Source organism: Dryocola sp. LX212 (assembly GCA_041504365.1).
In the GTDB taxonomy this organism is placed as follows: domain Bacteria; phylum Pseudomonadota; class Gammaproteobacteria; order Enterobacterales; family Enterobacteriaceae; genus Dryocola.
In genome coordinates this window covers 2,591,755-2,615,290 of record CP167917.1, presented here as the reverse complement: position 1 = coordinate 2,615,290, position 23,536 = coordinate 2,591,755, and the positions used below count along the sequence as shown (strand labels likewise).

Here is a 23,536-nt window from a genome sequence, read left to right as displayed (position 1 = left end):
GTGCTCACTGGAATTTTATTCTGCCGATAATATTTTATGTCGCAGGAGATCCTAATTGCGCCATCCCAGCGGGCGTGGGCCAGGATGTGAGAGGCTTCACCATAATAAAGCCCTATGTTGAATAATATTTTCATCTGAGTTATCAATTTGTAATCAGAAGATTATTCTTTTAACGGAGCGAGGAAGCGTTATGCGTGTTGTCGTGCTGGGAAGTGGCGTGGTCGGTGTCGCGAGCGCCTGGTATCTGCGCCAGGCGGGTCACGAGGTGACCGTGATCGACCGGGAAGCCGGGCCTGCGCTTGAAACCAGCGCCGCCAACGCCGGACAAATCTCGCCGGGCTACGCGGCCCCATGGGCTGCACCGGGCGTGCCGCTGAAGGCGATAAAATGGATGTTCCAGCGCCATGCTCCGCTGGCAATAAGCCTGGACGGCACGCAATTCCAGCTCAAATGGATGATGCAGATGCTGCGCAACTGCGACATGCGGCACTACCAGGAGAACAAAGGGCGCATGGTGCGTCTGGCGGAATATAGCCGCGACTGCCTGAAAGAATTGCGCCACAGCACGGGTATCCAGTATGAGGGACGGCAGGGTGGCACGCTTCAGCTCTTCCGTACCGCACAGCAATATGAAAATGCGGCTAAGGACATTGCCGTCCTGCAGGATGCGGGCGTGCCTTATGAGCTGCTGGACGCGAGTCAGCTAAGCCGCGTTGAGCCTGCGCTGGCGGACGTCGCGCACAAACTGACCGGCGGCCTGCGTTTGCCGAACGATGAAACCGGCGACTGCCAGCTTTTCACCCAGAACCTGGCCCGCATGGCGGCGGAGGCTGGCGTAGAATTTCGCTTCAACACGCCGGTCGATCGCCTCCTGTATGAGGGCCACAGCATCTATGGCGTGCAGTGCGGCAAAGAAGTGATAAAGGCCGACACCTACGTTGTCGCCTTTGGTTCGTACTCGACTGGATTATTAAAAAATATCGTCGATATTCCGGTCTATCCGCTCAAAGGCTACTCGCTGACAATTCCGATTGCCGATGAGCAGGGCGCGCCGGTTTCTACCATCCTCGATGAAACCTACAAAATCGCCATCACCCGCTTTGACAACCGTATCCGGGTCGGCGGCATGGCGGAAATCGTTGGTTACAATACCGATCTGCTTCAGCCGCGCCGCGAAACGCTGGAGATGGTGGTGCGAGATCTCTATCCGCGCGGTGGTCACGTCGACCAGGCAACGTTCTGGACGGGCCTGCGCCCAATGACGCCGGACGGCACGCCAATCGTCGGTAAAACGCTCTTTAAAAACCTTTGGCTCAACACCGGACACGGCACGCTGGGCTGGACGATGGCCTGCGGGTCTGGCCAGATGCTCAGCGATTTAATCTCCGGCAGAACGCCGGCGATTCCGTTCGACGATCTGGCGGTGGCCCGCTATTTACCGGGATTTTCACCTTCAGGCCCACAGCGGCTGCACAGCGCCCATAATTGACAGACTAATAACGAAAACAAGGAGCGGTTATGTCCCGTCCTGTTACGGCGACGCTCGACCTGAGCGCGCTGCGCAATAATCTGCATATCGCCCGCCAGGCCGCCCCCTATTCCCGGGTATGGTCGGTTGTTAAAGCAAACGCCTATGGTCACGGTATCGATCGCGTCTGGTCGGCGCTGGGCACAACAGACGGTTTCGCCCTGTTGAATCTCGAAGAGGCCATTCTGCTGCGTGAGCGCGGCTGGAAAGGGCCGATTCTGATGCTGGAAGGTTTCTTCCACGCCAGCGATCTTGAGCTGTTTGATAAGTATCGCCTGACCACCAGCCTGCACAGTAACTGGCAGGTGAAGGCGCTGGCGAATGCCCGCCTTAACGCGCCGCTTGATATTTATCTGAAGGTAAACAGCGGCATGAACCGCCTCGGTTTTACCCCGGAGCGGGTGCATTCCATCTGGCAGCAGCTGCGCGCCATACCCAACGTCGGACAGCTGACGCTGATGGCACATTTTGCCGATGCTGAACAGCCGGAAGGGATCGTTGAGCCGCTGGCGCGCATCGAGCAGGCGGCGGAAGGGCTGGACTGCGCCCGCTCTCTGTCAAACTCGGCGGCCACGATGTGGCATCCGGAAGCCCATTACGACTGGGTTCGTCCCGGCATTATTCTTTACGGCGCTTCGCCGAGCGGCCAGTGGTGCGACATCGCCAACAGCGGCCTGCGTCCGGTTATGACTTTGCGCAGCGAAATTATCGGCATCCAGAATCTGAAAGCAGGAGATGCTGTGGGCTACGGCAGCCGCTATCGTGCCGCCGGTGAACAGCGTATCGGAATAGTGGCCTGTGGCTACGCGGATGGCTATCCTCGCCACGCGCCAACCGGTACGCCGGTTCACGTCGATGGCGTGAGGACGACCACCGTCGGGGCTATTTCGATGGATATGATCGCGGTAGATTTGACGCCGTGTCCCCATGCGGGGATCGGCAGTCCGGTCGAGCTGTGGGGTAACGAAGTGAAGATCGATGATGTTGCCTCGGCGGCCGGCACGGTAGGGTATGAGCTGATGTGCGCGCTGGCACCGCGCGTGCCGGTAGTGACGGTTTGACGCGAAAGGTTAAGTTACGTAGGGTGGATAAGCGACAGCGTCATCCACCTGTCGTCATCCACCCGATCCGCACTAAAGTTATTCTGCTTCTTCCTCAGCCACGCGAACCCCAATTTTGCGCACCTGATTATTCTCTTTCTCTGCCACCGTCCAGATCATACCGGCATACTCTACCTGGTCACCTACCACCGGCGCGCCGCCCAGCATGCCGAGCACGAACTCACCCAGCGTCTGCTGCTTGTTGACCTCATCATCCAGATCCAGACCATAGATGGTCGCCACGTCTGAGAACTGCGCGCTGGCTTCCAGAATAAAGTCGCCGAAGAAACGCTGGTCGAGGGCAACAGGAGGTGACTGGCTGAACAGTTTACCGAGGGCGGGTAAATCCCGCTCCCGACCAATGACACAGAGCACGTCGCCCTCACGCAGGCGGGTACTGCCCGTCGGGTGCAGCAGCGCGTTATCGCGGAACAGGGCGGCAATGCGGGTTTCCGTCGGCATATGCAGATCGCGAAGTGCTGCGCCCACGCACCATTTATCTTCACTTAACTGATAGACGAACTGCTCCCACGGGTTTTCAGGGTGAATGTCCAGCCCGACACGGGATACCGGCCAGCCCACCGGCGGCACCACGACTTTCGCTTTTTTAGCCGCCCAGCTCAGTGACGAACCCTGCAGCAGCAGCGAAACCAGCACCACAAAGAAGGCGACGTTAAAGAACAGCCGCGCGTTGTCCAGCCCGGCCATCATCGGGAAGACCGCAAGAATAATCGGCACCGCGCCCCGCAGGCCAACCCAGCTGATGAAAATGCGCTCGCGTCCGTTAAAGCCCCGGAAAGGGATCAGGCCAATCAGCACCGACAGCGGGCGGGCAAAGAAGATCATCCACGCCGACAGCGCCAGCGCCGGAATGGCTATCGCCAGTAAATCCTTCGGATTCACCAGCAGGCCGAGCACCAGGAACATGCCGATTTGTGCCAGCCACGCCAGGCCATCAAAGGTTTGCAGAATGCCGAAGCGGCTGCGGATAGGCTTGTTGCCCAGTAAAAAACCGCACAGGTAGACGGCAAGAATACCGCTGCCTTCCATCGCGGTAGTGATGGCAAAGACCATAATACCGCCGCTCAGCGCCAGCAGCGGATAAAGCCCCTGCGGCAGCGTGATGCGGTTAATCATCTGCAGCAGCAGGTAGCCGCCGCCGAGGCCGAACAGGATACCGAGGCCGAACTGCTGAATGATGTGCACGAGGAACATCCAGCTCAGCCCCGTTTGCCCCTGCTGGATCATCTCAATCAGCGTGATTGTCAGGAACACCGCCATCGGGTCGTTGCTGCCGGACTCAATCTCAAGCGTTGCGCCCACGCGTTCGTTCAGGCCCTTGCCACCGAGCAGTGAGAACACCGCTGCGGCATCCGTGGAGCCAACGATAGCGCCAATCAGCAGGCCCTGAATCAAATCCAGATTAAACAGCCACGCTGCGGCCAGCCCCGTTAATCCCGAGGTGACAAGTACGCCAACGGTGGCCAGTGAAAGGGCGGGGCCAAGTGCAACCCGAAACGAGCTGGCCTGGGTGCGCATGCCGCCATCGAGCAGGATCACGGCCAGCGCAAGGTTACTGATTAAATAAGCAAAAGGATAATTATCGAACGGAATACCCCCAATGCCATCTACCCCGGCCAGCATGCCGATAGCGAGGAAGATAACCAGAATGGGGATACCAAGACGGGAAGAAAAAGAACTTAATAAGATGCTACAAGTTACCAGTACGGAACCTAAAATAAACAGACTAATTATCGCACCCGCGTCCAAAATTATCATTCTCCTTATATAAGAACCGCTTTGGTTATGACTAAATGTTATCACGGATTGGGCCTGCTAACGGCCCGAAATACCGTCTTTTTTAAGCGATAACCTGATGACTGCTGATTGTCAATACGCTTTGCTGGCCGTTGTGCTTCAGTTCGCCGAAAGCACCCAGCGGCAGCGTTACGGTCTGCGGTTCGTGGCCGAAGGGTAAACCTGGCAGAATCGGGATCTCAAGACGCGATGAGAGCATTCTGCACATCTCGATACAATCATAGCCAGCATCGTAGTCGCTCACCGTGGCACCATTAAAACTTCCCAGCACCAGCGCCTTTTGTCGTTTCAGAATGCCCGCGTGATGGAGCTGCAGCAGCATACGTTCGACGCGGAAAGGGTGTTCATTAATGTCCTCGACCACCAGAATTCCGCCGTCAATGTTGGGCAACCAGGGCGAGCCTACCAGCGACGCCAGCAGGGCAAGATTCCCCCCCCAGATTGTGCCGCTGACAGTACAGGCATCGGCGTTATTTTCCCAGCTCACGGCATATTCTGGCTGGGTAATGGCCTTCCAGAAGTGTTGCCACGTATAGTCATCCAGCTCCTCTGCGCCAAAATTGCCCGCCAGCATTGGCCCGCTAAAGGTGATTGTTCCGCTCTGGGCCAGCAGTGCGAGTTGAAAAGCGGTGAAATCGCTGTGACCACAAATTATCGGGGTGCGCTCGCGAAAAGCATGGCCAAGGCGAGGGAAATCGATACTCTCAAGCAGGCGTGTTACGCCGTAGCCGCCCCGCACCGCCAGCACGATATCGCATTCAGGCGAGAGGCTTGCGAGCTGGTTAATCTCTGCCGCCCGCTCCTGGTCCGTGCCGGCAAAACGCTGAAAGCGCCGGGTGACTGCCTGCTGGTTTGCTACCTGGTGTCCGGCCCGCTGCAGACGCTCAATTCCGCGCGCCGCCGCTGCCTGGTTTACACAGTAGCCCGAGGGGGCAATCAAACTTATCAGAGACATGGCATTTCCTTGCGTAAAGTGAATTGGTTATGATGCCGCTATCGCGGGCGGTTGTCACTCGCCCGGCGGCGTTGCATCGCCGTAATAACGAGCAAAGTATCTATAAGGATAGAACGCGTGAATATGAGATGGATGATTGTTTTGGTCCTGTTCCTTGCTGGCTGTTCCAGCCACACCACCAAACAAGCTGAGTGGGACCCGACTAAACCTGTTGAGGGCGCTCTGACCTGGATGCCCATCACCGAGCAGGCGGCGCAGGAGTGGGGCGTTAGTCCACGCGTTATCACTGCTATCATTGCGGTGGAAACTGGCGGTAACCCGACGCTGGTCAGCAAATCTAATGCGGTGGGTCTGATGCAAATTAAGGCCTCAACGGCGGGTGCGGAAGTTTATCGCCATATGGGCTGGAGCGGGCAGCCGTCAACCAGCGAGCTTAAGGATCCGGCCCGCAATATCACTATTGGCACGGCCTATCTCAATATTCTGGAGCACGGCCCGCTTGCGGGCATTGAAGATCCGCAGACTATGCAATATGCGCTGTTGGTTTCTTACGCAAACGGGGCAGGGGCGCTGCTCAGAACCTTTTCCTCCAACCGCAGCAAGGCAATCGATGAAATCAATGAGTTAAGTCCGCAGGAGTTCTGGGAGTACGTCGGGAAACATCATCCATCACCTCAGGCGCCGCGCTACCTGTATAAGGTTTCGCGGGCGCTGGACGAGATATAATTATCTTACGCGGTCGGCCTTCGCTCTGGCTGACCGCTCCAGTGAAAAGATAATTCGCTGAAGCTCACGCTCAACCGCCGGGTTGACGTTCAGAAAGCGGAAGCTCAGCCGCGGGGTGCTGACAGTCTGATTTTTACTGTCCACCACCGTGCGCTCAGAGAGCATCACCAACTGCATATCAAAGTAAAACTTTCCCCACTCGACAAGATCGATCTCCACCTTTGAGAAACGCATCCCCGCCTCCAGTCCGTCTGGCAAAGGCCCCTCGACCAGCGCGCCCATACCGCCAAGCGACAGGTCGCAGAGCCTGAAGTCGAACAGGGTACCGTTCGGGAGCTTTGTATGGCAGAAGTAGAAGGGATGCATCGGGGCAGTAATACGGAAGTATTCACGGCGCTGTACAAACCACAGAGTCGGCGGCAGCGGCGAACAAAATGCTGGCAGATTCAGATACTGCATAGCCTGTAGGTTTGGCAGCGTAAACTCGACCTTTGCCCCCAGGGTTTCCGCAGTGAAAAGTATGTTTTCCGCTTTCTGTACCGCCAGGTTGTCCTGCGCCTGACTGCCAAAATCTATGACCAGCTGCCCCTGCGAAACATCCAGAATCTTAGTAATAAATTGCCCTGCGCTCCAGGAGAGACGAATCGGAACCTGATTGCCGTGCAGATCGCGTAATACGCCCAGTACCGCGAGAGGACTCTTTTTCAGAAACTGCTCGTTATAATTACTCAAGGCCCGGTCCTTGTTGCGTTTGCCGATTGTCGTATTGCTCAATATCGGCAGAACACCGTTAAGCTTAAGATAAATCTCAGGTAGTTAGGAAAAATTTCACGTAAGCTAGTGATGTCGGTCACGTTTTTCAAATGGTTGATTATACTTAGCGTACCGAGAGTATGAGTTATGCGTTAAGCAGCGCTCTGGGACTGCGTTACTACACAACAAAGAAGAGGATTTTCTAAAATGGGTATTATTGCCTGGATTATATTCGGTCTGATCGCGGGTATCATCGCGAAACTTATCATGCCTGGTAAAGATGGCGGTGGCTTCATCCTGACCTGTATTTTAGGGATCATCGGTGCCGTAGTAGGCGGATGGTTAGCGACCTTCTTCCACATCGGAGGCAACGTGACGGGCTTTAACCTGCCAAGCTTCCTGGTCGCCGTAGTCGGTGCGATTGTAGTGCTGGCCATCTACCGGAAGGTCCGCCGCTAAGCGGAATCGCTCTAAATTTAAACGGCCCCTTCTGGGGCCGTTTGTCGTTTAAGTATTGTAGGGTAGGTAAGCGCCATCAACCGTCGAAAATTGCAGTGTCGGATGGCGCTTACGCTTATCCCACCTACGAATAGGGTTTGTCGTTTAAGGGCGGGTAAAGAAATCGTTGTACAACATGTATAGATGGGCTGCGCTCCACGAGAAGTTTCCAGGTATCCCACGGCCAGGTCTGATTGCCGGAGAACCAGCGTCCGGTCACCGAAGGGGTTACCGAATCAAACTTCATGGCACCCGCCGCGCCGCGCCAGTTGCCGTTCAGCGTTTCAATGGCCTTTACGGCCACACGGGTCTGCACCTGAGTCGTCTGCGGGTTTTTCAGATAGCCTTCCCAGCGCTGCCAGGAGGCGGTCAGGTACGGCTGCGGATGATGCAGAATATCGGCCTTCGCTACGAAGCGATGACCGTCTGTCCGGGTGCTCATCGGCAGCGTTTTATGGATCTGATACTGAGATTCGCCCGAGGTCATCAGCTCTGAATCAGCGGAACGGGGCTTATATTAGTAAATATTTTACTAAAAAATATGCCTGATGTAGTAAAGCGATATGCGGATCACAACTTTGCATCGTTCAAGAGGGGGTAAACGCTGGGGTATACATAAACCTGAGATGTTATTAAGCTACTGTTTTCTTCGAATGATGATTAGGATGTTATGGCTACTTTGAAGGAGATTGCCCAGGCGGCTCAGGTATCCGTGGCGACGGTTTCGCGGGTGCTGAATGACGATCCCACGCTCAGCGTGAAGAGCCAGACGCGGCAGAAAATCCTCGAAGCCGCGGAGCGCCTGGAATATAAAATTCACAGCGCCAGACGGCAGGCCAGCCAGCGCCTTACCTTTGCCGCGCTTTACACCTATGGCCAGGATCTTGAGATCAACGATCCTTACTATCTGGCGATGCGCTATGGCATTGAAACACAATGCGAAAAGCTCGGCATTACGCTGATATCCTGCTATGACTTCAAAGGTGAAAGGCCCGTAGCCGCAGACGGTTTGCTGGTTATCGGCAAACCGCAGCCGCTCACTCAGGCCTGGCTCGAGCAGCAGGCACTGCCGCTGGTCTATCTTGACGGCGTCACCGACGACCCGCGCTTTGACTGCGTCAATGTCGACCTGTACAAAATAAGCCAGAAGGTTATCGACTATTTCATTTCGCGCGGCTATCTGCGTATCGGCTTTATTGGTGGCCGTGATGACCCGGCGTGGCCTGATCAACGGGAGCTGGCGTTTGTGGAATATGGTCGGGGCAAAAAGGTCGTCAAAACGCAGGATATTTTTTACGGGGATTTCACCAGCCAGTCCGGCTACCAGTGCGCAATGAAAATGCTCGCTTCTTCTGAGGATTATCCTCCGGCTTTATTTGTCGCCACGGACTCCATCGCCATTGGCGTGCTGCGCGCTTTGCACGAGCACGGGATAAAAGTGCCCGAGCAAATGGCGCTGATCAGCGTCAACGATATCCCAACCGCACGCTTTGTTTTCCCCGCGCTGTCTACCGTGCGCATTCACTCAGAGACGATGGGCGCGCAGGCGGTCAACCTGCTGAACGATCGGCTGCGTGACGAACGCACAATCCCGCTCTCCGTCTACGTTCCCAGCTCTTTGCAGCTGCGCGACTCCACAAGATAATCCCCGCTCCAGCCACAATTTTGCCCGCCGGACAACGTTTCCAGTGGGCTATCCTCTGCTTCTCCTTTCGGCAGGATTAATGTGATCCCTGTGTCATTTAGTAAAATATAAACTATAAGTTTACTAAATATTTACTTATCGTTGTCTCAGAACACACGTAATGAGGAAGTCGACGTGAAAAACTGGGAAAACACAGACAAGTTGTCAGAGAACCGATTACCGCCGCGCGCGTGGTTCCACGGCTACGACAGCGAAAAGCAGGCGCGGACGCTAGACCGCACCCACAGTCAGGGTTTTATGCTGCTGAGCGGAAAATGGACGTTCAGCTTTTTCGATCATCCGGACAAAGTGCCCGCAGCGTTTTATCAGCAGATGATGGCGGAGTGGGGCGAGATAACGGTTCCCGGCATGTGGCAGATGGAAGGGCACGGCAGTCTGCAGTACACCGATGAAGGGTTTCCATTCCCTATCGACGTGCCTTTTGTGCCGACGAATAACCCAACGGGTGCCTACCAGCGTCAGTTCTCGCTGCCCGCCGAGTGGCTACAGCGTAGGATCATCATCAGGTTCGACGGCGTCGAGACCTACTTCGAAATCTATGTCAACGGCCGGTACGTTGGTTTCAGCAAGGGCAGCCGCCTGAGCGCCGAATTTGATATCAGCCCCTTTGTACAGGCGGGAGACAACCTGCTTTCCGTTCGCGTCATGCAGTGGGCAGATTCTACCTACATCGAGGATCAGGATATGTGGTGGACGGCGGGGATTTTCCGCGACGTTTACCTTCTGGGCCAGCCGCAGGTCCACGTGCAGGATTTTACCGTCGTCACCGAGTTTGATGAAAATTACCGTGACGCTGAGCTGACCGTTCGCTGCAGTATTTCCGGCGAAAACCAGGACGGCTATCAGCTCCAGGCGCAGCTTTTTGACGGCAACGAGTGCGTAGCGGAGCAATGGCAGGACCTCCAAAACTGCCATTTTGCAATGCCGGTTAAACAGCCGAAACAGTGGAGCGCGGAGCATCCGCATCTGTATCTGCTCCTGCTGACGCTGCGCGACGGCGGCGGGAACACCATTTCCGTTGTGCCGCAGCAGGTCGGCTTCCGCGATATTAAGGTTCGCGACGGGCTGTTCTACGTGAACGGCAAATACCTGAAGCTGCACGGTGTGAACCGTCACGATCACGATCATCACAAAGGCCGCGCTATCGATATGGCCCGCGCCGAGCGCGACATCGTCCTGATGAAGCAGCACAACATCAACTCTGTACGCACGGCGCACTATCCAAACGACCCGCGTTTCTACGCGCTTTGCGACCGGTACGGTCTGTTTGTAATGGCCGAAACCGACCTCGAAAGCCATGGATTTGCCAACGTGGGCGATCTCAGCCGTATCACGGACGACCCGGCGTGGGAGAGAGCCTACGTAGAACGCATTGAACGCCACGTTACGGCGCAGAAAAACCATCCCTCCATTATCATCTGGTCGCTGGGCAACGAGTCCGGCTACGGTTGCAACATCCGCGCGATGGCCGCGCGTTGTAAAGCCATGGACCCGACCCGGCTCATCCACTACGAAGAAGACCGGGATGCGGAAGTGGTGGACGTGATCAGTACCATGTATTCCCGCGTTTCGATGATGAATGCATTTGGTGAATATCCTCATCCGAAACCCCGCATTATCTGCGAATACGCCCATGCGATGGGGAACGGGCCGGGCGGGCTGAGTGAGTATCAGAACGTGTTCAACGAACATAAAAGCCTGCAGGGCCATTACGTCTGGGAATGGTGCGACCACGGGCTGCTGGTGCAGGACGAGCAGGGGCGGGACCGCTATCAGTACGGCGGTGACTACGGCGACTATCCGAATAACTACAACTTCTGCATGGACGGGCTGATTTATCCGGACCAGCGCCCGGGACCGGGGCTGCGGGAGTATAAGCAGGTGCTGTGTCCGGTAGCCGTAAGGACAACCGCCCGTGACGACGTGCTGCTGGTGGAAAACCGCTATTGGTTCAGCGCGCTGGATGATATTGAGCTGCTGGTTAGCTATCAGCTGGACGGCGAAACGCTGGCCCGGCAAACCCTTGCGCTGCCGGAGATTCAGCCGGGAGAAACGGGTGAACTGCATCTGTGTGCGCCTGAGCTACCGGCGGGTGAAGTTTTTATCAATGTTGAAATCTGCAAGCGCAGCGCCACGGCGTACAGCGATGCCATGCATCCGCTTGGGCACTATCAGTTCCTGCGTCAGGCGGCCTGCGTTCGAGAGCCTTTGCCACAGGCTGCTCGAGCTGTCCTGCGCGGCGAAATCAAATCGCATCAGCTGGTTATCAGCGGCGACGGTTTCGCTTTGACTTTCTGCCAGCTCAGCGGCGAGCTGCTCTCCTGGCTGGCCGACGGCGAGGAAATTGTCGGGCGAGCGCCGCACCTTACCTTCTTTAAGCCGGTTATCGACAACCACAAGCAGGAGTTTGAAGGGCTTTGGGAGCCCTTCCATCTGCACCTGATGCAGCATCATTTCCGCGAGCTGCGCCAGCAGCGGCAGGGGGACGACTGGATTGTTGAGGTGGATACGGTAATCGCGCCGCCGGTCTTCGATTTCGGTATGCGCTGTACCTACCGCTGGCGAATCACCCCGGCTGGCCTAGTTACGCTGGATTTAAGCGGTGCGCCGTATGGTAGCTATCAGGCCATCATCCCGAAAATTGGCCTAGATTTCGGGCTTAGCCAGCGCTTCAGCAAGGTTGAATACTATGGACGAGGGCCGGGGGAAAACTATCCGGACAGCGCTCAAAGCAACCTTATTGGCCATTACGCGCAGCCTGCTGACAGCCTGTTTGAAAATTATCCCTTCCCGCAGGACAACGGTAACCGCCAGCAGGTGCGCTGGATTGCGCTGACGGACGAGGCGGGCAGGGGGATGTTCATCCAGCCGCGCAGGCCAGTCAACTTTAGCCTCTGGCCCTACGACGCCGACATGATCCAACAGGCGCAGCACATTAACGAACTCGAGCGCAGCGGCTGCCTGACGCTGAACCTGGACGACCAGATCCTCGGCCTCGGCTCGAACTCATGGGGTTCCGAAGTGCTGGATTCCTGGCGGATCTATCTCCGACCGTTCAACTACGGTTTCGCCATGCTGCCGTTCCGCGAACAGCAAATCGCAGCGGTCACGCTTGCGAAATATGACATTCAGCCGCGCGAGTTTGTTAAGGAGGAGGCGCAATGATCGTTCTGCAAACTCTGGAGGAGTTCCAGCGTATTTATCACGCCGGGAAAAAATGGCTGCGCTGCATGGAAGCAATTAATAACGTCGGCAATATTCAGCCAGCCGTTTTTTATTCCGTCGGAGATTCGCTGGTTTATCGCCTGAGCGAGGGGGACTCCCCTGGCAACGGGCTATTTGAAGGAAACCGCCGCTATTTCGACGTCCATTATTACCTGGCCGGTGGAGAAACCGTGGAATACGCCGACAAATCCCGGCTGCTGGCCGAGGTACCCTACAAAGACGAAAGCGATCGCGAGTTCTTCAGCGGCGCGGGTGAAACCCTGCGGCTCAGGGCTGGCAACGTCATCATCTGTGAAAACCATGAGGCTTACCGCTTCCAGGAAGGCGCTGGTTTCAGAAAAGTGATCCTGAAGGTCACCGTCGAAGAAACCTATTTTCTGAATAAATAACTACCGAAGCCGGGGGATGCCTCCCGGCTTATTAAAACTATAAAAACCCCTACAAAACGTGGAGTGTGTCCATGGCTTCAGTTAGCAGAAATACAATTGGCAAGTTCGGGTTATTATCCATGACCTTTGCGGCGGTATTCAGCTTCAATAACGTCATCAATAATAATATTCAGCTGGGAATTGCCTCGGCGCCGGTCTTCCTGGTGGCGACGCTGATTTACTTTATCCCGTTCTGCCTGATTATCGCGGAGTTCGTCTCCCTCAACCGTAACTCGGAGGCGGGAGTTTATGCCTGGGTGAAAAGCGCGCTGGGCGGGCGCTGGGCCTTTATTACGGCCTACACCTACTGGTTCGTGAATCTGTTTTTCTTCACCGCGCTTCTGCCCAGGGTCATCGCCTACGCTTCTTATGCGTTTCTTGGCTATGACTACATCTTTACGCCGCTTACCACATCGTTAATCAGCATCTGTTTATTCGCATTTTCTACGTGGATTTCCAATCACGGCGCAAAATTGCTAGGACCGTTAACGTCGGTAACGTCAACGCTGATGCTGCTGCTGACCTTCTCCTACATTATTCTGGCGGGCGCTGCGGTGGTGGGTGGGATTGAACCTGCCGATCCGATTAACGTGCAGGCTATTACGCCGCAGTTCAGCTGGGCCTTCCTCGGCATCATTGCGTGGATCTTCCAGGCCGCTGGCGGCGCGGAGTCCGTAGCGGTTTACGTTAACGACGTGAAGGGCGGCAGTAAGGCGTTCGTGAAAGTCATTATCCTGTCCGGCCTGTTTATCGGCGGTTTGTATACCGTGTCGTCGCTGCTGATTAATGTCTTCGTGCATAAAGCAGATTTGCACTTTACCGGCGGGACGGTACAGGTTTTCGAAGGCTTGGCCCGTCACTTCGGCCTACCAACGATTGTCATGAACCGCTTTGTCGGCATCGTGTCGTTTACCGCGATGTTCGGCTCCCTGCTGATGTGGACGGCAGCGCCGGTAAAAATATTCTTCACCGAAATTCCAAAAGGAATTTTTGGGGAGAAAACCGTGCGGCTGAACCAGCATGGCGTACCGACCCGGGCTGCATGGATCCAGTTCCTGATTGTTATTCCGCTGATGCTGATCCCTACGATTGGTTCCGGCAGCGTGCAGGAGCTAATGAATACCCTGATTAATATGACCGCCGCCGCCTCGATGCTGCCGCCGCTGTTTATCATGCTGGCCTACCTCAATCTGCGCATGAAGTATGACCGGGTCGACCGCGATTTCCGCATGGGGACAAGGATGCAGGGCATTACCATCGTCAGCGTGCTGATAGTGATTTTCACCGTAGGCTTTATCGCCTCTACCTTCCCGACGGGAGCGAGCATTATGACGATTGTGTTCTATAACGTCGGCGGGCTGGTGATTTTCCTTGGCTACGCGTGGTGGAAATACAATAAGTATGAGAAGACGCTGGATGCAGGCGCGCGCTACGAAGCGGATACGCCGCTCGCGCAGATAGCGCTGGAGCGGCAGGATGGGGTTGTTGACGCTGGCGCTACTGCACCCTACAAAAATCCTATGGTGCAGTAGCGCCGTCCGGCAGATTTAGAAATCGTACCCCACGGTGGCGATGACGGAGCGCTCGGCACCCCAGTAGCAGTAGCCGGTGCCGTAGCAGCCCGCAACGTAATCGCGGCCCGTCAGGTTGGTGGCGTTAACCTGCACGAAAGCTCCTTTCAGCGCTGGCGTCCACGCGCCCATGTCGGCGCGTACCATTGCGTCAAACAGCGTGACGGACGGCACGCGTAGGGTGTTTTCGTTATCCGCCCACTGCTTGCCGATGTAGCGTACGCCCGCGCCCATGCTGATGCCCAGATCAGCTTTAAACAGGCCCCACAGGCTCGCCATCTGGTCAGGCGTGACGTACGGCGTATTGCCGTCATTGCCGTCGATGGCATCCTTGAAGCGCACCTTGTTGTATGTATAACCCGCTATGGTAGAGAAACGTTCGGTCCAGTTCGAGCGTGCTTCCAGCTCGATACCCTGCGAGTGAACTTTCCCGGCTGGTTCGTAATAGCTACCCTGAACCACACGGTTGCCCACATCTTTCTGCGTCAGGTCATACAGCGCGACGGTGTACATATCGGCTGTCCCTACCGGCTGATACTTCACCCCAGCTTCGTACTGCTCGGCGGTAGTTGGCTTAAGAAGCTTGCCCTGAGCATCTGGCAGCACCTGCGGAGTTATCGCCTGGCTGTAGCTGACATAAGGGGATATCCCGCTTTCGAAGGCGTAGAGCAAGGAGGCTCTGCCGCTGAAGTGGTCGTCCGTGCGGTTGTCGGTGACGTCGCTTTCAATGGCCGGTGCGACAATATGGCTTTTTGTCACGATATGGTCATAGCGCCCGGAAAGGGTCATGTGCCACTTGTTCCAGGCCATATCGTCCTGCAAATAAACGCCGCTTTGTTCATACTGGCGTCTGCCGGATTTGGTCAACAGCCCCTGGTTAATAGTGGCGTAGGTCGGGTCGCGTGGATCGTAATAATAGAAGCCGCCGGGACCGCCTGACTCACCCGTCCAGGGGTTGAGGTTTGTGGTGTAGGCCGAGTCATCGGACAGATCGTTAGTGAACTTATGGTATTCAGCGCCCAGTACGACCTTATGATCCAGCTCGCCGGTAGCAAAATCTGCCTCCAGCTGGTTATCTATCGCCCAGGCGTCGAGCGAAGAGGACTCGCCGCTGTAGTAGCGGGTCAGCTCGTTGTGCGCCGCATCCGCCCAGCCAATCTGGTAGGCCTGTTTCAGGCCGACGTTAGAATGCGTGTAGCTGGCGTTGGAGCGGAAAGCCCAGACGTCGTTGAAGCTGTGGGCGAACTCATAGCTGTATATCTGCTCGTGGCGTTTGAACTCGTCGTTGCCAGGCTCGACGTCAGAGAAGCCGGTGCTGATTTTACGGCCCGTAGTGGAGTAAATGCTACCGTCTGCTGGAACTGAACCGTGGAAGCCGCCGGAGGGATCTTTCTGCAGATAGGCGCGCAGCAGCAGCGAGGTATTTTCATCGGGCTGCCACAGTACGGAAGGGGAGATGGCATAGCTCTCTTCCCGGGTATTTTCATACTGGGTGTCAGAATTCTTCGTCATCCCGGTAATACGATATGCCCACTCATTGTTAATAGCATTGGTGTAATCGAACCCAGTGCCGGTGGTGGCATTGTTGCCGTACATAGCACGTACGTGGCCCTCTTCACTGAACTGCGGGCGTTTGGAGGTTTCCATCACCAGGCCGCCCGGGATGGTTTGTCCGTAAAGCGCCGAAGAGGGGCCTTTAATGACGTCGATGCGCTCCAGGAACCACGGATCCACCTGAATAACATTATAGCTGCCGCCGTCGCTCATCAGGCGCAGGCCGTCGAGGAAGGTATTGTTGACATCGCCGCCGTGGAAGCCGCGCAGGGCGACGGTATCGTAACGCGTTGCGCCACCCGCAAAGCCAGTGAAAGCACCCGGAGTGTAGTTCAGGGCGTTGTTCACGGAAAGTGCACCCTGGTCGTCCATCTGCTGGCGTGTGACGACGGAAACGGATTGCCCGGTGGTGATAAGCGGTTCATCGGTTTTGGTTGCGCCACGGCTAACGGTCGCGGTGTAACCCTCCGTCGGGCTGGTGGAGGTTTCCGCCGGTTTTGCGGTAACGACGATGGTTTCCTCTGCCATAACGTATGCCGGAGCGGCAAGGGCAAGCGCGCAAAGTAAAGCGGAGCGCTTTACGGTGAATCCCAGTTTCATTGTTTTCGTAGTTCCGAGAAGGTATTGAATTTAAGGAATGCGAATTATTATCGTTATTGTTACGCGAAACAAGTGCAGATTTTGGCGGGGGAAGGGATAAAGACCATGTTTAAGAGAAGGTTAGTCAAGGAGGAGCTAAATCCAGGTTTAAAAATGTGAGGTATTTGTAGAGGGTGGCGGGGGAAGGATGATCGCGCATTGCGCGTTCTCACTGGCGTGAGTCGAACCTTAGTCGAAGCTTCTCGTCCTTCTCCATCGGGAATATGGAAGAGTAATGCAAACTGGAATAGAGGGGGATACTAAAAGATGGTGGCGGGGGAAGGATGATCGCGCATTGCGCGTTCTCACTAGCGTGAGTCGAACCTTAGTCGAAGCTTCTCGTCCTTCCCCATCGGGAATAGGGAAGAGTTATGAAAACTGGAATAGAGGGGGATACTAAAAGATGGTGGCGGGGGAAGGATGATCGCGCATTGCGCGTTCTCACTGGCGTGAGTCGAACCTGAGTCGAAGCTTCTCGTCCTTCCCCATCGGGAATAGGGAAGAGTAATGAAAACTGGAATAGAGGGGGATACTAAAAGATGGTGGCGGGGGAAGGATTCGAACCTTCGAAGTCGATGACGGCAGATTTACAGTCTGCTCCCTTTGGCCGCTCGGGAACCCCGCCAGGGGTATGGTGCTTATCGGCTAAAACCAAACTGGAGTTGGCTTCAAGAACGGAGTGGGAAGGATGACCGTTGCTGATGCAACGTTGTCTCACTACGTTCGACTCGAACCTTAATCGAAGCTTCTCATCCTTCCCCCTGAGTAATCTGGAAGAAGATTGAATACCTGATGAAGATACGAAACTTGAAAATGGTGGTGGGGGAAGGATTCGAACCTTCGAAGTCGATGACGGCAGATTTACAGTCTGCTCCCTTTGGCCGCTCGGGAACCCCACCACGGGGTACTGCTTTTACTGGCCTGCTTCCTTGGCTGGAAGCGGGGCGCATCATATCAAATGAAGCGCCCCTGTAAAGCTTTCGCGGTAAGAAAATGAATCGTTTGCCGTTTTTTTATGCGTAACGCCCTAAAGCTAAACGATTCAACTCGTCCGTCACAAAATAATCGTGCGGTTGCCGTAGACGAAGACGCGCTGTGCCAGCACCTGATACAGGGCGCGGCTTAGCACATTTTTCTCTACGTCGCGGCCTGCGCGCATCATATCTTCCGCGGTGTAGGTATGATCTACATGGATCACGTCCTGCATGATGATAGGGCCTTCGTCCAGGTTGTCATTCACGTAGTGCGCGGTAGCACCGATAATCTTCACGCCCCGCTCGTAGGCCTGATGGTAAGGGCGAGCGCCGATAAACGCAGGCAGGAAGGAGTGGTGGATATTAATAATCTGATTCGGGAAGCGGGAGACAAACAGCGGCGTCAGCACGCGCATGTACTTCGCCAGCACGACATAGTCTGGCTCGTAGGCGGCGATAGCATCTGCCATTTGGGTATCATGTTCTTCGCGGGTCATTCCTTCATGGCTGACGAGCTGGAATGGAATATCAAAGCGCTCCACCAGCGTGCGCAGCGTATCGTGGTTGCCTATCACGGCGGCGATATCTACATCAAGGCCGCCGTAGGTCGCTTTCATCAGCAGGTCACCCAGGCAATGGGCTTCTTTGGTCACCAGAATCACCACGCGGCGGCGCCCCGCAGGGGTCAGCTCGCGCACCGAACCTTCAGGTAATGCGCCGTCGAGATCTGCCAGCAGCGTCGTGTCGTTGAAAATGCCCTCCAGCTCGGTACGCATGAAGAAGCGACCGGTGCGGTGATCGACAAACTCGTTGTTCTGCACAATATTCAGCTCGTGCTTGTAGCAGATATTGGTGATCTTGGCGATAAGCCCTTTTGCATCAGGGCAGATGGTGCGAAGTACTTTTCGTTGTAATGCTGGCATCGCTTGGTAAATCCTGTTGAACGGTGTTTGCTAAACAATAGTGTGGTACGGCTGGAAAGTTTACCGCCCACAACACTTTTTGTATTTTTTGCCGGAGCCGCAGGGGCAGGGGTCATTACGACCCAAAGTGGGACGTGTGCCGTCGACATAATACCATCGACCCGTTTCTTTTAAGAATCGGGAACGTTCAAGAATGGCACTTTCATGTTCTTTGTCCTTAAAGCGGGCAATAAAGCTGACATATCCTTCGTGAGGCTCCTTGCCGGCAGCCTCTTCAAAGATGGTCAGGCCAAGCCACTGCGTGTTGGCGAAACTCGCAGAAATATCCGTTGTCAGAGAGTCATAGCGGGCGGATGGGTGCCAGGTTGCAACGAGGTATTCCGCATCCTGCATCACATAGGCACTGTATCGCGAGCGCATAAGTTGTGATGGTGTTAATGGCAGGTTCACACCGCGTACGTAAGGCTGACAACATAGGCTATACTCGAGACCGCTGCCGCAGGGACAAAGTTGCGCCACAGTAACTCCTTGGTTAAAGAATAAACGGCGTTAAACGCCCGTGCAGCGCTATGTTAACCGAGCAGTGGCGAAGGCGCCACGGGATGCAGATCCCGAAAAGAGTGACCGAGGCGGAATGAGACAGGTAAAAATCGGCCTGGCGTTAGGGTCGGGAGCAGCAAAAGGTTGGGCGCATATTGGCGTCATCAATGCGCTAAAAAGGGCAGGCATTGAGGTTGACATCGTGGCGGGCTGTTCTGTCGGCGCGCTGGTGGGTGCCGCCTACGCCTGCCACCGCCTTCCACTGATGGAGCGCTGGGTCCGTTCGTTCGGTTACTGGGACGTGCTGCGCCTGATGGATCTGTCCTGGCGTCGCGGCGGTCTACTGCGGGGTGAACGGGTATTTAACACTATCCGAAAAATCATTCCCGATGAAACCATCGAAGGTTGCGCCCTGAAGTTTGGCTCGGTTGCAACAAACCTCAGTACCGGCCGTGAGCTATGGTTCACCGAAGGCGACCTGCACCAGGCTGTGCGGGCGTCATGCAGTATGCCCGGGCTGTTATCCCCCGTCGGATTCAACGGCTACTGGCTGGTTGATGGTGCCGTGGTCAATCCTGTCCCCATTTCGCTGACTCGCGCGTTAGGCGCTGATATTGTTATCGCCGTGGACTTGCAGCATGACGCGCATTTAATGCAGCAGGATCTATTATCGGTCAATATGGCCGGTCCCACGGATGATGAGTCCATTCAAACGGACACCTGGCGAGGCCGCCTGCGCGAGCAGTTGGGTAAGATTAAAACGCGTCAGGCAAATACCACGCCGACCGCAACGGAAATCATGACCACATCGATACAGGTGCTGGAGAACCGGCTAAAGCGTAACCGCATGGCGGGCGATCCACCTGATATTCTTTTGCAGCCTTTTTGCCCGCAAATTTCAACGCTGGATTTTCATCGCGCTGGCGAAGCTATTCATGCGGGGGCTCAAGCCGTCGAGAAAAAGATGGATGAGCTGCTGCCCCTGGTTCGTACTCATGAGTGAGTATTGGTTTTTTTCATTTCTTCAGGCAATTCTGACAGGCGCGCAGGGCGTAAGCATGCCACTATTTACTCATTGCCAGTCAGAGGAGAGAGCATGACACAGCCACTATTGGGAAAACAGATCCTCATCGTTGAGGATGAGCCTGTTTTCCGCTCCCTGCTGGAAAGCTATCTCTCATCCCTTGGAGCAGAGACTTCTGTTGCAAGGGATGGGATTGATGCGCTGGAAAAAATGACATCCGCCACCCCAGATTTGTTGATTTGCGATCTTGCGATGCCGAGAATGAACGGGCTAAAGCTTGTAGAACATATTCGCAATGAGGGTGACCAGACGCCGATTCTGGTCATTTCCGCAACGGAAAATATGGCCGATATCGCCAAAGCTTTGCGTCTGGGCGTGCAGGACGTCCTCTTAAAGCCCTTAAAAGATCTTAACCGCCTGCGCGAGACGGTATATGCCTGTCTTTACCCGGCGATGTTTAATTCACGTGTGGAAGAAGAAGAGCGTCTGTTCCAGGACTGGGATGCGCTGGTTAGCGACCCACAGGCCGCGTCTAATCTTCTGCAGGAACTCCAGCCACCTGTGCAGCAGGTCATATCCCATTGTCGTGTGAACTACCGTCAGCTGATTGCCGCGGACCAGCCGGGGCTGGTGCTGGACATTGCCCCGCTGTCAGACAACGATCTGGCTTTTTACTGCCTGGACGTGACCCGAGCCGGCGACAACGGCGTTCTTGCAGCGCTGCTGCTACGCGCGCTTTTTAACGGGTTATTACAGGAACAACTGTCCCATCAGCGGCAGCGGCTGCCGGAATTAGGCAACCTGCTGAAGCAGGTTAATCAATTATTACGACAGGCAAATCTTACGGGTCAATTTCCGCTCATCGTTGGTTATTATCACAGCGTATTAAAAAACCTCATTTTAGTCTCCGCCGGACTTAATGCGACGTTAAATACCGGCGAGCATCAAATTCAGGTGAGCAACGGGGTGCCGCTGGGGACTTTAGGCAATACTTATCTGAATCAAATTAGCCAGCGTTGCGAAGCCTGGCAGTGTCAGGTATGGGGTGCGGGCGGGCGTTTGCGGCTGATGCTGTCTGCGGAATGAGCGGCTGATTAACTGATTACATTTAACTTTTCTCCCTTGTCCGGGCTGGTGGTAATATCGCGTCATAGCGATGCGTATTAGTCTTAAATTACCCGGCCCACGGCTATTCAGCGGCAGATTACGATTTTAAGCTGATATACTCGAACGCGTTTTTAAATTGACGAGCAAGTTTGAAACTTGAACAGTCCAGGAGGTTTTTCAATGGCTGCCCTTAATTCTAAAGTTACTAAAGCAGTAATCCCCGTTGCGGGATTAGGAACGCGTATGTTGCCAGCGACTAAGGCAATTCCTAAAGAAATGTTGCCGCTGGTGGATAAACCACTCATTCAGTACGTGGTGAACGAATGTATCGCTGCGGGCATCACTGAGATTGTGCTGGTTACCCACTCATCGAAAAACTCCATCGAAAACCACTTTGATACCAGCTTTGAACTTGAAGCTATGCTGGAAAAACGCGTTAAGCGTCAGCTGCTCGAAGAGGTTCAGGCTATCTGCCCTCCACACGTCACCATTATGCAGGTTCGCCAGGGGCTGGCGAAAGGCCTGGGACACGCGGTGCTGTGTGCTCATCCTGTAGTGGGTGATGAACCTGTTGCGGTCATCCTGCCGGATGTGATCCTCGACGAATTCGAATCCGATCTTTCTCAGGATAACCTGGCCGAAATGATCAAGCGTTTTGATGCGACGGGCCACAGCCAGATTATGGTTGAGCCAGTTGAAGACGTGACCGCCTACGGCGTCGTGGACTGTAAAGGCGTTGAATTAAAAGAAGGCGACAGCGTGCCAATGGTTGGCATCGTCGAGAAGCCAAAAGCGAACGTGGCGCCGTCCAACCTCGCGGTTGTGGGTCGTTACGTGCTGAATGCTGATATCTGGCCGCTGCTGGCGAAAACGCCTCCGGGTGCGGGTGATGAAATCCAGCTGACTGACTCCATCGCCATGCTGATGGAAAAGCAGACCGTTGAAGCCTACCACATGAAGGGCGTGAGCCATGATTGCGGCAACAAACTCGGCTATATGCAGGCGTTTGTTGAGTACGGCATTCGCCATAAAACACTTGGCGAAGATTTTACCGCCTGGCTGGAAGAGACCGTTGGCGCGAAGAAGTAATTCAATTCAACGCAGGATAGAAAGATGAAAGTTACCGTATTTGGTATCGGGTACGTAGGGCTTGTGCAGGCAGCAGTGCTTGCGGAAGTTGGCCACGAAGTCATGTGCATCGACGTTGATGCGCAAAAAGTTGAGAATCTGAAGAACGGCATCATTCCCATTTTCGAGCCGGGCCTGACGCCGCTGGTAAAGAAAAACTACGATGAAGGCCGACTGCAGTTTAGTACGGATGCCGAGCAGGGTGTCCACCACGGTGTAATGCAGTTTATCGCCGTCGGGACTCCGCCAGACGAAGACGGCTCTGCCGATCTGAAATACGTCACCGCGGTGGCGCGGACTATTGCGCAGCACATGGACTCGCATAAAGTTGTGCTGGATAAATCCACCGTGCCGGTCGGTACGGCAGATAAAGTGCGCAGCGTGATGGCTCAGACGCTGAAAGAGCGCGGCGTAGATATCGCCTTTGACGTGGTGTCAAACCCAGAGTTTCTGAAAGAAGGGGCGGCAGTGTCTGACTGTATGCGCCCTGAGCGTATCGTTATTGGTACCGATAACGAAGATGTGGTCGATTTGCTGCGTGAGCTCTACGAGCCGTTTAACCGCAACCACGACCGCATGATCCTGATGGATATCCGCAGCGCTGAGCTGACCAAATACGCCGCGAACTGCATGCTGGCGACCAAAATCAGCTTCATGAACGAAATCTCTAACCTGGCCGAGCGCCTGGGTGCTGATATCGAGAAAGTGCGTATGGGGATTGGTTCTGACTCGCGCATCGGATACAGCTTTATCTATCCTGGCTGCGGCTACGGTGGGTCCTGCTTCCCGAAAGACGTGCAGGCGCTGATCAAAACCGCGCAGCAGATTGGCTATACGCCGCGTATTCTGCAGGCAGTAGAGGAAGTCAACCACGACCAGAAGCTAAAGCTCCCTGAGTTCATCACTCGCCACTTCGGCGAAGATTTGCAGGGTAAAACTTTTGCGCTCTGGGGGCTCTCCTTCAAGCCTAACACCGACGACATGCGTGAAGCATCCAGCCGTGTGCTGATGGAAACGCTGTGGGAGCGCGGCGCAAAAATTCAGGCATTCGATCCGGAAGCGATGGATGAAACCCAGCGTATTTACGGGCACCGTGAAGATCTGAAACTGATGGGCACCAAAGAAGCTGCGCTGCAGGGCGCTGATGCTCTGGTCATCTGTACGGAATGGCAAAGTTTCCGCGCGCCGGATTTCGAAACAATCAAGAAATCCCTTAAGCAAGCAGTTATCTTTGATGGCCGTAACCTGTATGATCCTGAGAGACTCAGCAAACGCGGCTTTGTTTATTATGCAATTGGCCGCGGAGCGTCCATCAATATTGCGTAATAAACGAGGTTAGT

18 protein-coding genes, 2 tRNA genes and 1 pseudogene are annotated in these 23,536 nt (G+C 55.1%); 12 read left to right on the top strand and 9 right to left on the bottom strand.

The features are described 5' to 3' along the window. Window positions 1–190: 190 nt before the first annotated feature. Window positions 191–1,489, top strand: a complete 1,299-nt coding sequence (locus tag ACA108_12480) for a D-amino acid dehydrogenase (GenBank protein XEX94222.1) — start codon at window positions 191–193, stop codon at window positions 1,487–1,489. Window positions 1,490–1,518: 29 nt separating this feature from the next. Then, a complete protein-coding gene (gene dadX, locus ACA108_12475; protein ID XEX94221.1) occupies window positions 1,519–2,589 on the top strand; it encodes a catabolic alanine racemase DadX in 1,071 nt (356 codons plus the stop codon). Window positions 2,590–2,667: 78 nt separating this feature from the next. Here dadX and ACA108_12470 read toward each other — a convergent pair whose 3' ends face one another. After that, entirely contained in the window at window positions 2,668–4,398 is a 1,731-nt protein-coding gene (locus ACA108_12470; GenBank protein XEX98096.1) for a potassium/proton antiporter, read from the bottom strand. A 91-nt stretch (window positions 4,399–4,489) separates the two neighbouring features. Next, entirely contained in the window at window positions 4,490–5,401 is a 912-nt protein-coding gene (gene ldcA / locus ACA108_12465) for a muramoyltetrapeptide carboxypeptidase (GenBank protein ID XEX94220.1), read from the bottom strand. Between the two features lie 123 nt (window positions 5,402–5,524). On the opposite strand from ldcA, the gene emtA reads away from it, so the two are divergent. Beyond that, entirely contained in the window at window positions 5,525–6,127 is a 603-nt protein-coding gene (gene emtA, locus ACA108_12460) for a membrane-bound lytic murein transglycosylase EmtA (GenBank protein XEX98095.1), read from the top strand. On the opposite strand, the gene ACA108_12455 is transcribed toward emtA, so the two are convergent. Then, window positions 6,128–6,859: a flagellar brake protein gene (locus tag ACA108_12455; protein XEX94219.1), complete on the bottom strand. Its 732-nt coding sequence runs from the start codon at window positions 6,857–6,859 to the stop codon at window positions 6,128–6,130. Between the two features lie 228 nt (window positions 6,860–7,087). Between ACA108_12455 and ACA108_12450 the strand changes: the two genes are divergently transcribed. Continuing rightward, window positions 7,088–7,339 carry a GlsB/YeaQ/YmgE family stress response membrane protein gene (locus ACA108_12450; GenBank protein XEX94218.1) on the top strand — a complete coding sequence of 84 codons (252 nt, stop codon included), beginning with the start codon at window positions 7,088–7,090 and terminating at the stop codon, window positions 7,337–7,339. Between the two features lie 205 nt (window positions 7,340–7,544). On the opposite strand, the pseudogene ACA108_12445 reads toward ACA108_12450, so the two are convergent. Next, window positions 7,545–7,838, bottom strand: a pseudogene (locus ACA108_12445) (alpha-glucosidase). Window positions 7,839–8,048: 210 nt separating this feature from the next. Here ACA108_12445 and ebgR point away from each other — a divergent pair. The 4 genes from ebgR (at window position 8,049) to ACA108_12425 (ending at window position 14,268) form a co-directional block, all read left to right on the top strand. Then, window positions 8,049–9,023, top strand: a complete 975-nt coding sequence (gene ebgR / locus ACA108_12440) for a transcriptional regulator EbgR (protein XEX94217.1) — start codon at window positions 8,049–8,051, stop codon at window positions 9,021–9,023. Window positions 9,024–9,197: 174 nt separating this feature from the next. After that, window positions 9,198–12,248, top strand: a complete 3,051-nt coding sequence (gene ebgA, locus ACA108_12435) for a beta-galactosidase subunit alpha (protein ID XEX94216.1) — start codon at window positions 9,198–9,200, stop codon at window positions 12,246–12,248. Next, entirely contained in the window at window positions 12,245–12,697 is a 453-nt protein-coding gene (locus tag ACA108_12430) for a beta-galactosidase subunit beta (protein XEX94215.1), read from the top strand. Before ebgA ends, ACA108_12430 begins: the two co-directional genes overlap by 4 nt. 71 nt (window positions 12,698–12,768) lie before the next feature. Then, window positions 12,769–14,268, top strand: a complete 1,500-nt coding sequence (locus ACA108_12425) for an amino acid permease (protein ID XEX94214.1) — start codon at window positions 12,769–12,771, stop codon at window positions 14,266–14,268. A gap of 15 nt (window positions 14,269–14,283) precedes the next feature. Here the strand turns inward: ACA108_12425 and ACA108_12420 are convergent, their stop codons facing one another. From ACA108_12420 to ACA108_12400, 5 genes are all read right to left on the bottom strand, one after another. Then, a complete protein-coding gene (locus ACA108_12420; GenBank protein XEX94213.1) occupies window positions 14,284–16,461 on the bottom strand; it encodes a TonB-dependent siderophore receptor in 2,178 nt (725 codons plus the stop codon). A gap of 579 nt (window positions 16,462–17,040) precedes the next feature. Further along, window positions 17,041–17,125, bottom strand: a tRNA-Tyr gene (locus ACA108_12415). A 189-nt stretch (window positions 17,126–17,314) separates the two neighbouring features. After that, window positions 17,315–17,399: transfer RNA gene (locus ACA108_12410), tRNA-Tyr, on the bottom strand. A 155-nt stretch (window positions 17,400–17,554) separates the two neighbouring features. Further along, a complete protein-coding gene (gene purU, locus ACA108_12405) occupies window positions 17,555–18,397 on the bottom strand; it encodes a formyltetrahydrofolate deformylase (GenBank protein ID XEX94212.1) in 843 nt (280 codons plus the stop codon). A gap of 60 nt (window positions 18,398–18,457) precedes the next feature. Then, the gene (locus tag ACA108_12400; GenBank protein ID XEX94211.1) at window positions 18,458–18,916 is read right to left on the bottom strand and encodes a YchJ family protein; all 459 of its coding nucleotides are present in this window, start codon (window positions 18,914–18,916) and stop codon (window positions 18,458–18,460) included. 115 nt (window positions 18,917–19,031) lie between these two features. On the opposite strand from ACA108_12400, the gene rssA reads away from it, so the two are divergent. The 4 genes from rssA to ACA108_12380 all read left to right on the top strand — a co-directional run bounded on the left by rssA (window position 19,032) and on the right by ACA108_12380 (window position 23,522). Beyond that, a complete protein-coding gene (gene rssA, locus ACA108_12395) occupies window positions 19,032–19,940 on the top strand; it encodes a patatin-like phospholipase RssA (GenBank protein XEX94210.1) in 909 nt (302 codons plus the stop codon). Window positions 19,941–20,033: 93 nt separating this feature from the next. After that, window positions 20,034–21,047, top strand: a complete 1,014-nt coding sequence (gene rssB / locus ACA108_12390; GenBank protein ID XEX94209.1) for a two-component system response regulator RssB — start codon at window positions 20,034–20,036, stop codon at window positions 21,045–21,047. A 201-nt stretch (window positions 21,048–21,248) separates the two neighbouring features. Continuing rightward, entirely contained in the window at window positions 21,249–22,157 is a 909-nt protein-coding gene (gene galU / locus ACA108_12385) for a UTP--glucose-1-phosphate uridylyltransferase GalU (protein XEX94208.1), read from the top strand. A gap of 24 nt (window positions 22,158–22,181) precedes the next feature. Beyond that, window positions 22,182–23,522, top strand: a complete 1,341-nt coding sequence (locus ACA108_12380; protein XEX94207.1) for a UDP-glucose/GDP-mannose dehydrogenase family protein — start codon at window positions 22,182–22,184, stop codon at window positions 23,520–23,522. Window positions 23,523–23,536: the final 14 nt, after the last annotated feature.

Excerpts from the sequence above, each read along its gene's own strand:
- ACA108_12380 (XEX94207.1), top strand. The coding sequence starts at position 22,182 with ATGAAAGTTACCGTATTTGGTATCGGGTACGTAGGGCTTGTGCAGGCA.
- ebgR (XEX94217.1), top strand. The coding sequence starts at position 8,049 with ATGGCTACTTTGAAGGAGATTGCCCAGGCGGCTCAGGTATCCGTGGCG.
- ACA108_12480 (XEX94222.1), top strand. The coding sequence starts at position 191 with ATGCGTGTTGTCGTGCTGGGAAGTGGCGTGGTCGGTGTCGCGAGCGCC.
- ACA108_12430 (XEX94215.1), top strand. The coding sequence starts at position 12,245 with ATGATCGTTCTGCAAACTCTGGAGGAGTTCCAGCGTATTTATCACGCC.
- ACA108_12425 (XEX94214.1), top strand. The coding sequence starts at position 12,769 with ATGGCTTCAGTTAGCAGAAATACAATTGGCAAGTTCGGGTTATTATCC.
- rssA (XEX94210.1), top strand. The coding sequence starts at position 19,032 with ATGAGACAGGTAAAAATCGGCCTGGCGTTAGGGTCGGGAGCAGCAAAA.
- purU (XEX94212.1), bottom strand. The coding sequence starts at position 18,397 with ATGCCAGCATTACAACGAAAAGTACTTCGCACCATCTGCCCTGATGCA.
- galU (XEX94208.1), top strand. The coding sequence starts at position 21,249 with ATGGCTGCCCTTAATTCTAAAGTTACTAAAGCAGTAATCCCCGTTGCG.
- emtA (XEX98095.1), top strand. The coding sequence starts at position 5,525 with ATGAGATGGATGATTGTTTTGGTCCTGTTCCTTGCTGGCTGTTCCAGC.
- ACA108_12450 (XEX94218.1), top strand. The coding sequence starts at position 7,088 with ATGGGTATTATTGCCTGGATTATATTCGGTCTGATCGCGGGTATCATC.
- ldcA (XEX94220.1), bottom strand. The coding sequence starts at position 5,401 with ATGTCTCTGATAAGTTTGATTGCCCCCTCGGGCTACTGTGTAAACCAG.
- ACA108_12420 (XEX94213.1), bottom strand. The coding sequence starts at position 16,461 with ATGAAACTGGGATTCACCGTAAAGCGCTCCGCTTTACTTTGCGCGCTT.
- rssB (XEX94209.1), top strand. The coding sequence starts at position 20,034 with ATGACACAGCCACTATTGGGAAAACAGATCCTCATCGTTGAGGATGAG.
- dadX (XEX94221.1), top strand. The coding sequence starts at position 1,519 with ATGTCCCGTCCTGTTACGGCGACGCTCGACCTGAGCGCGCTGCGCAAT.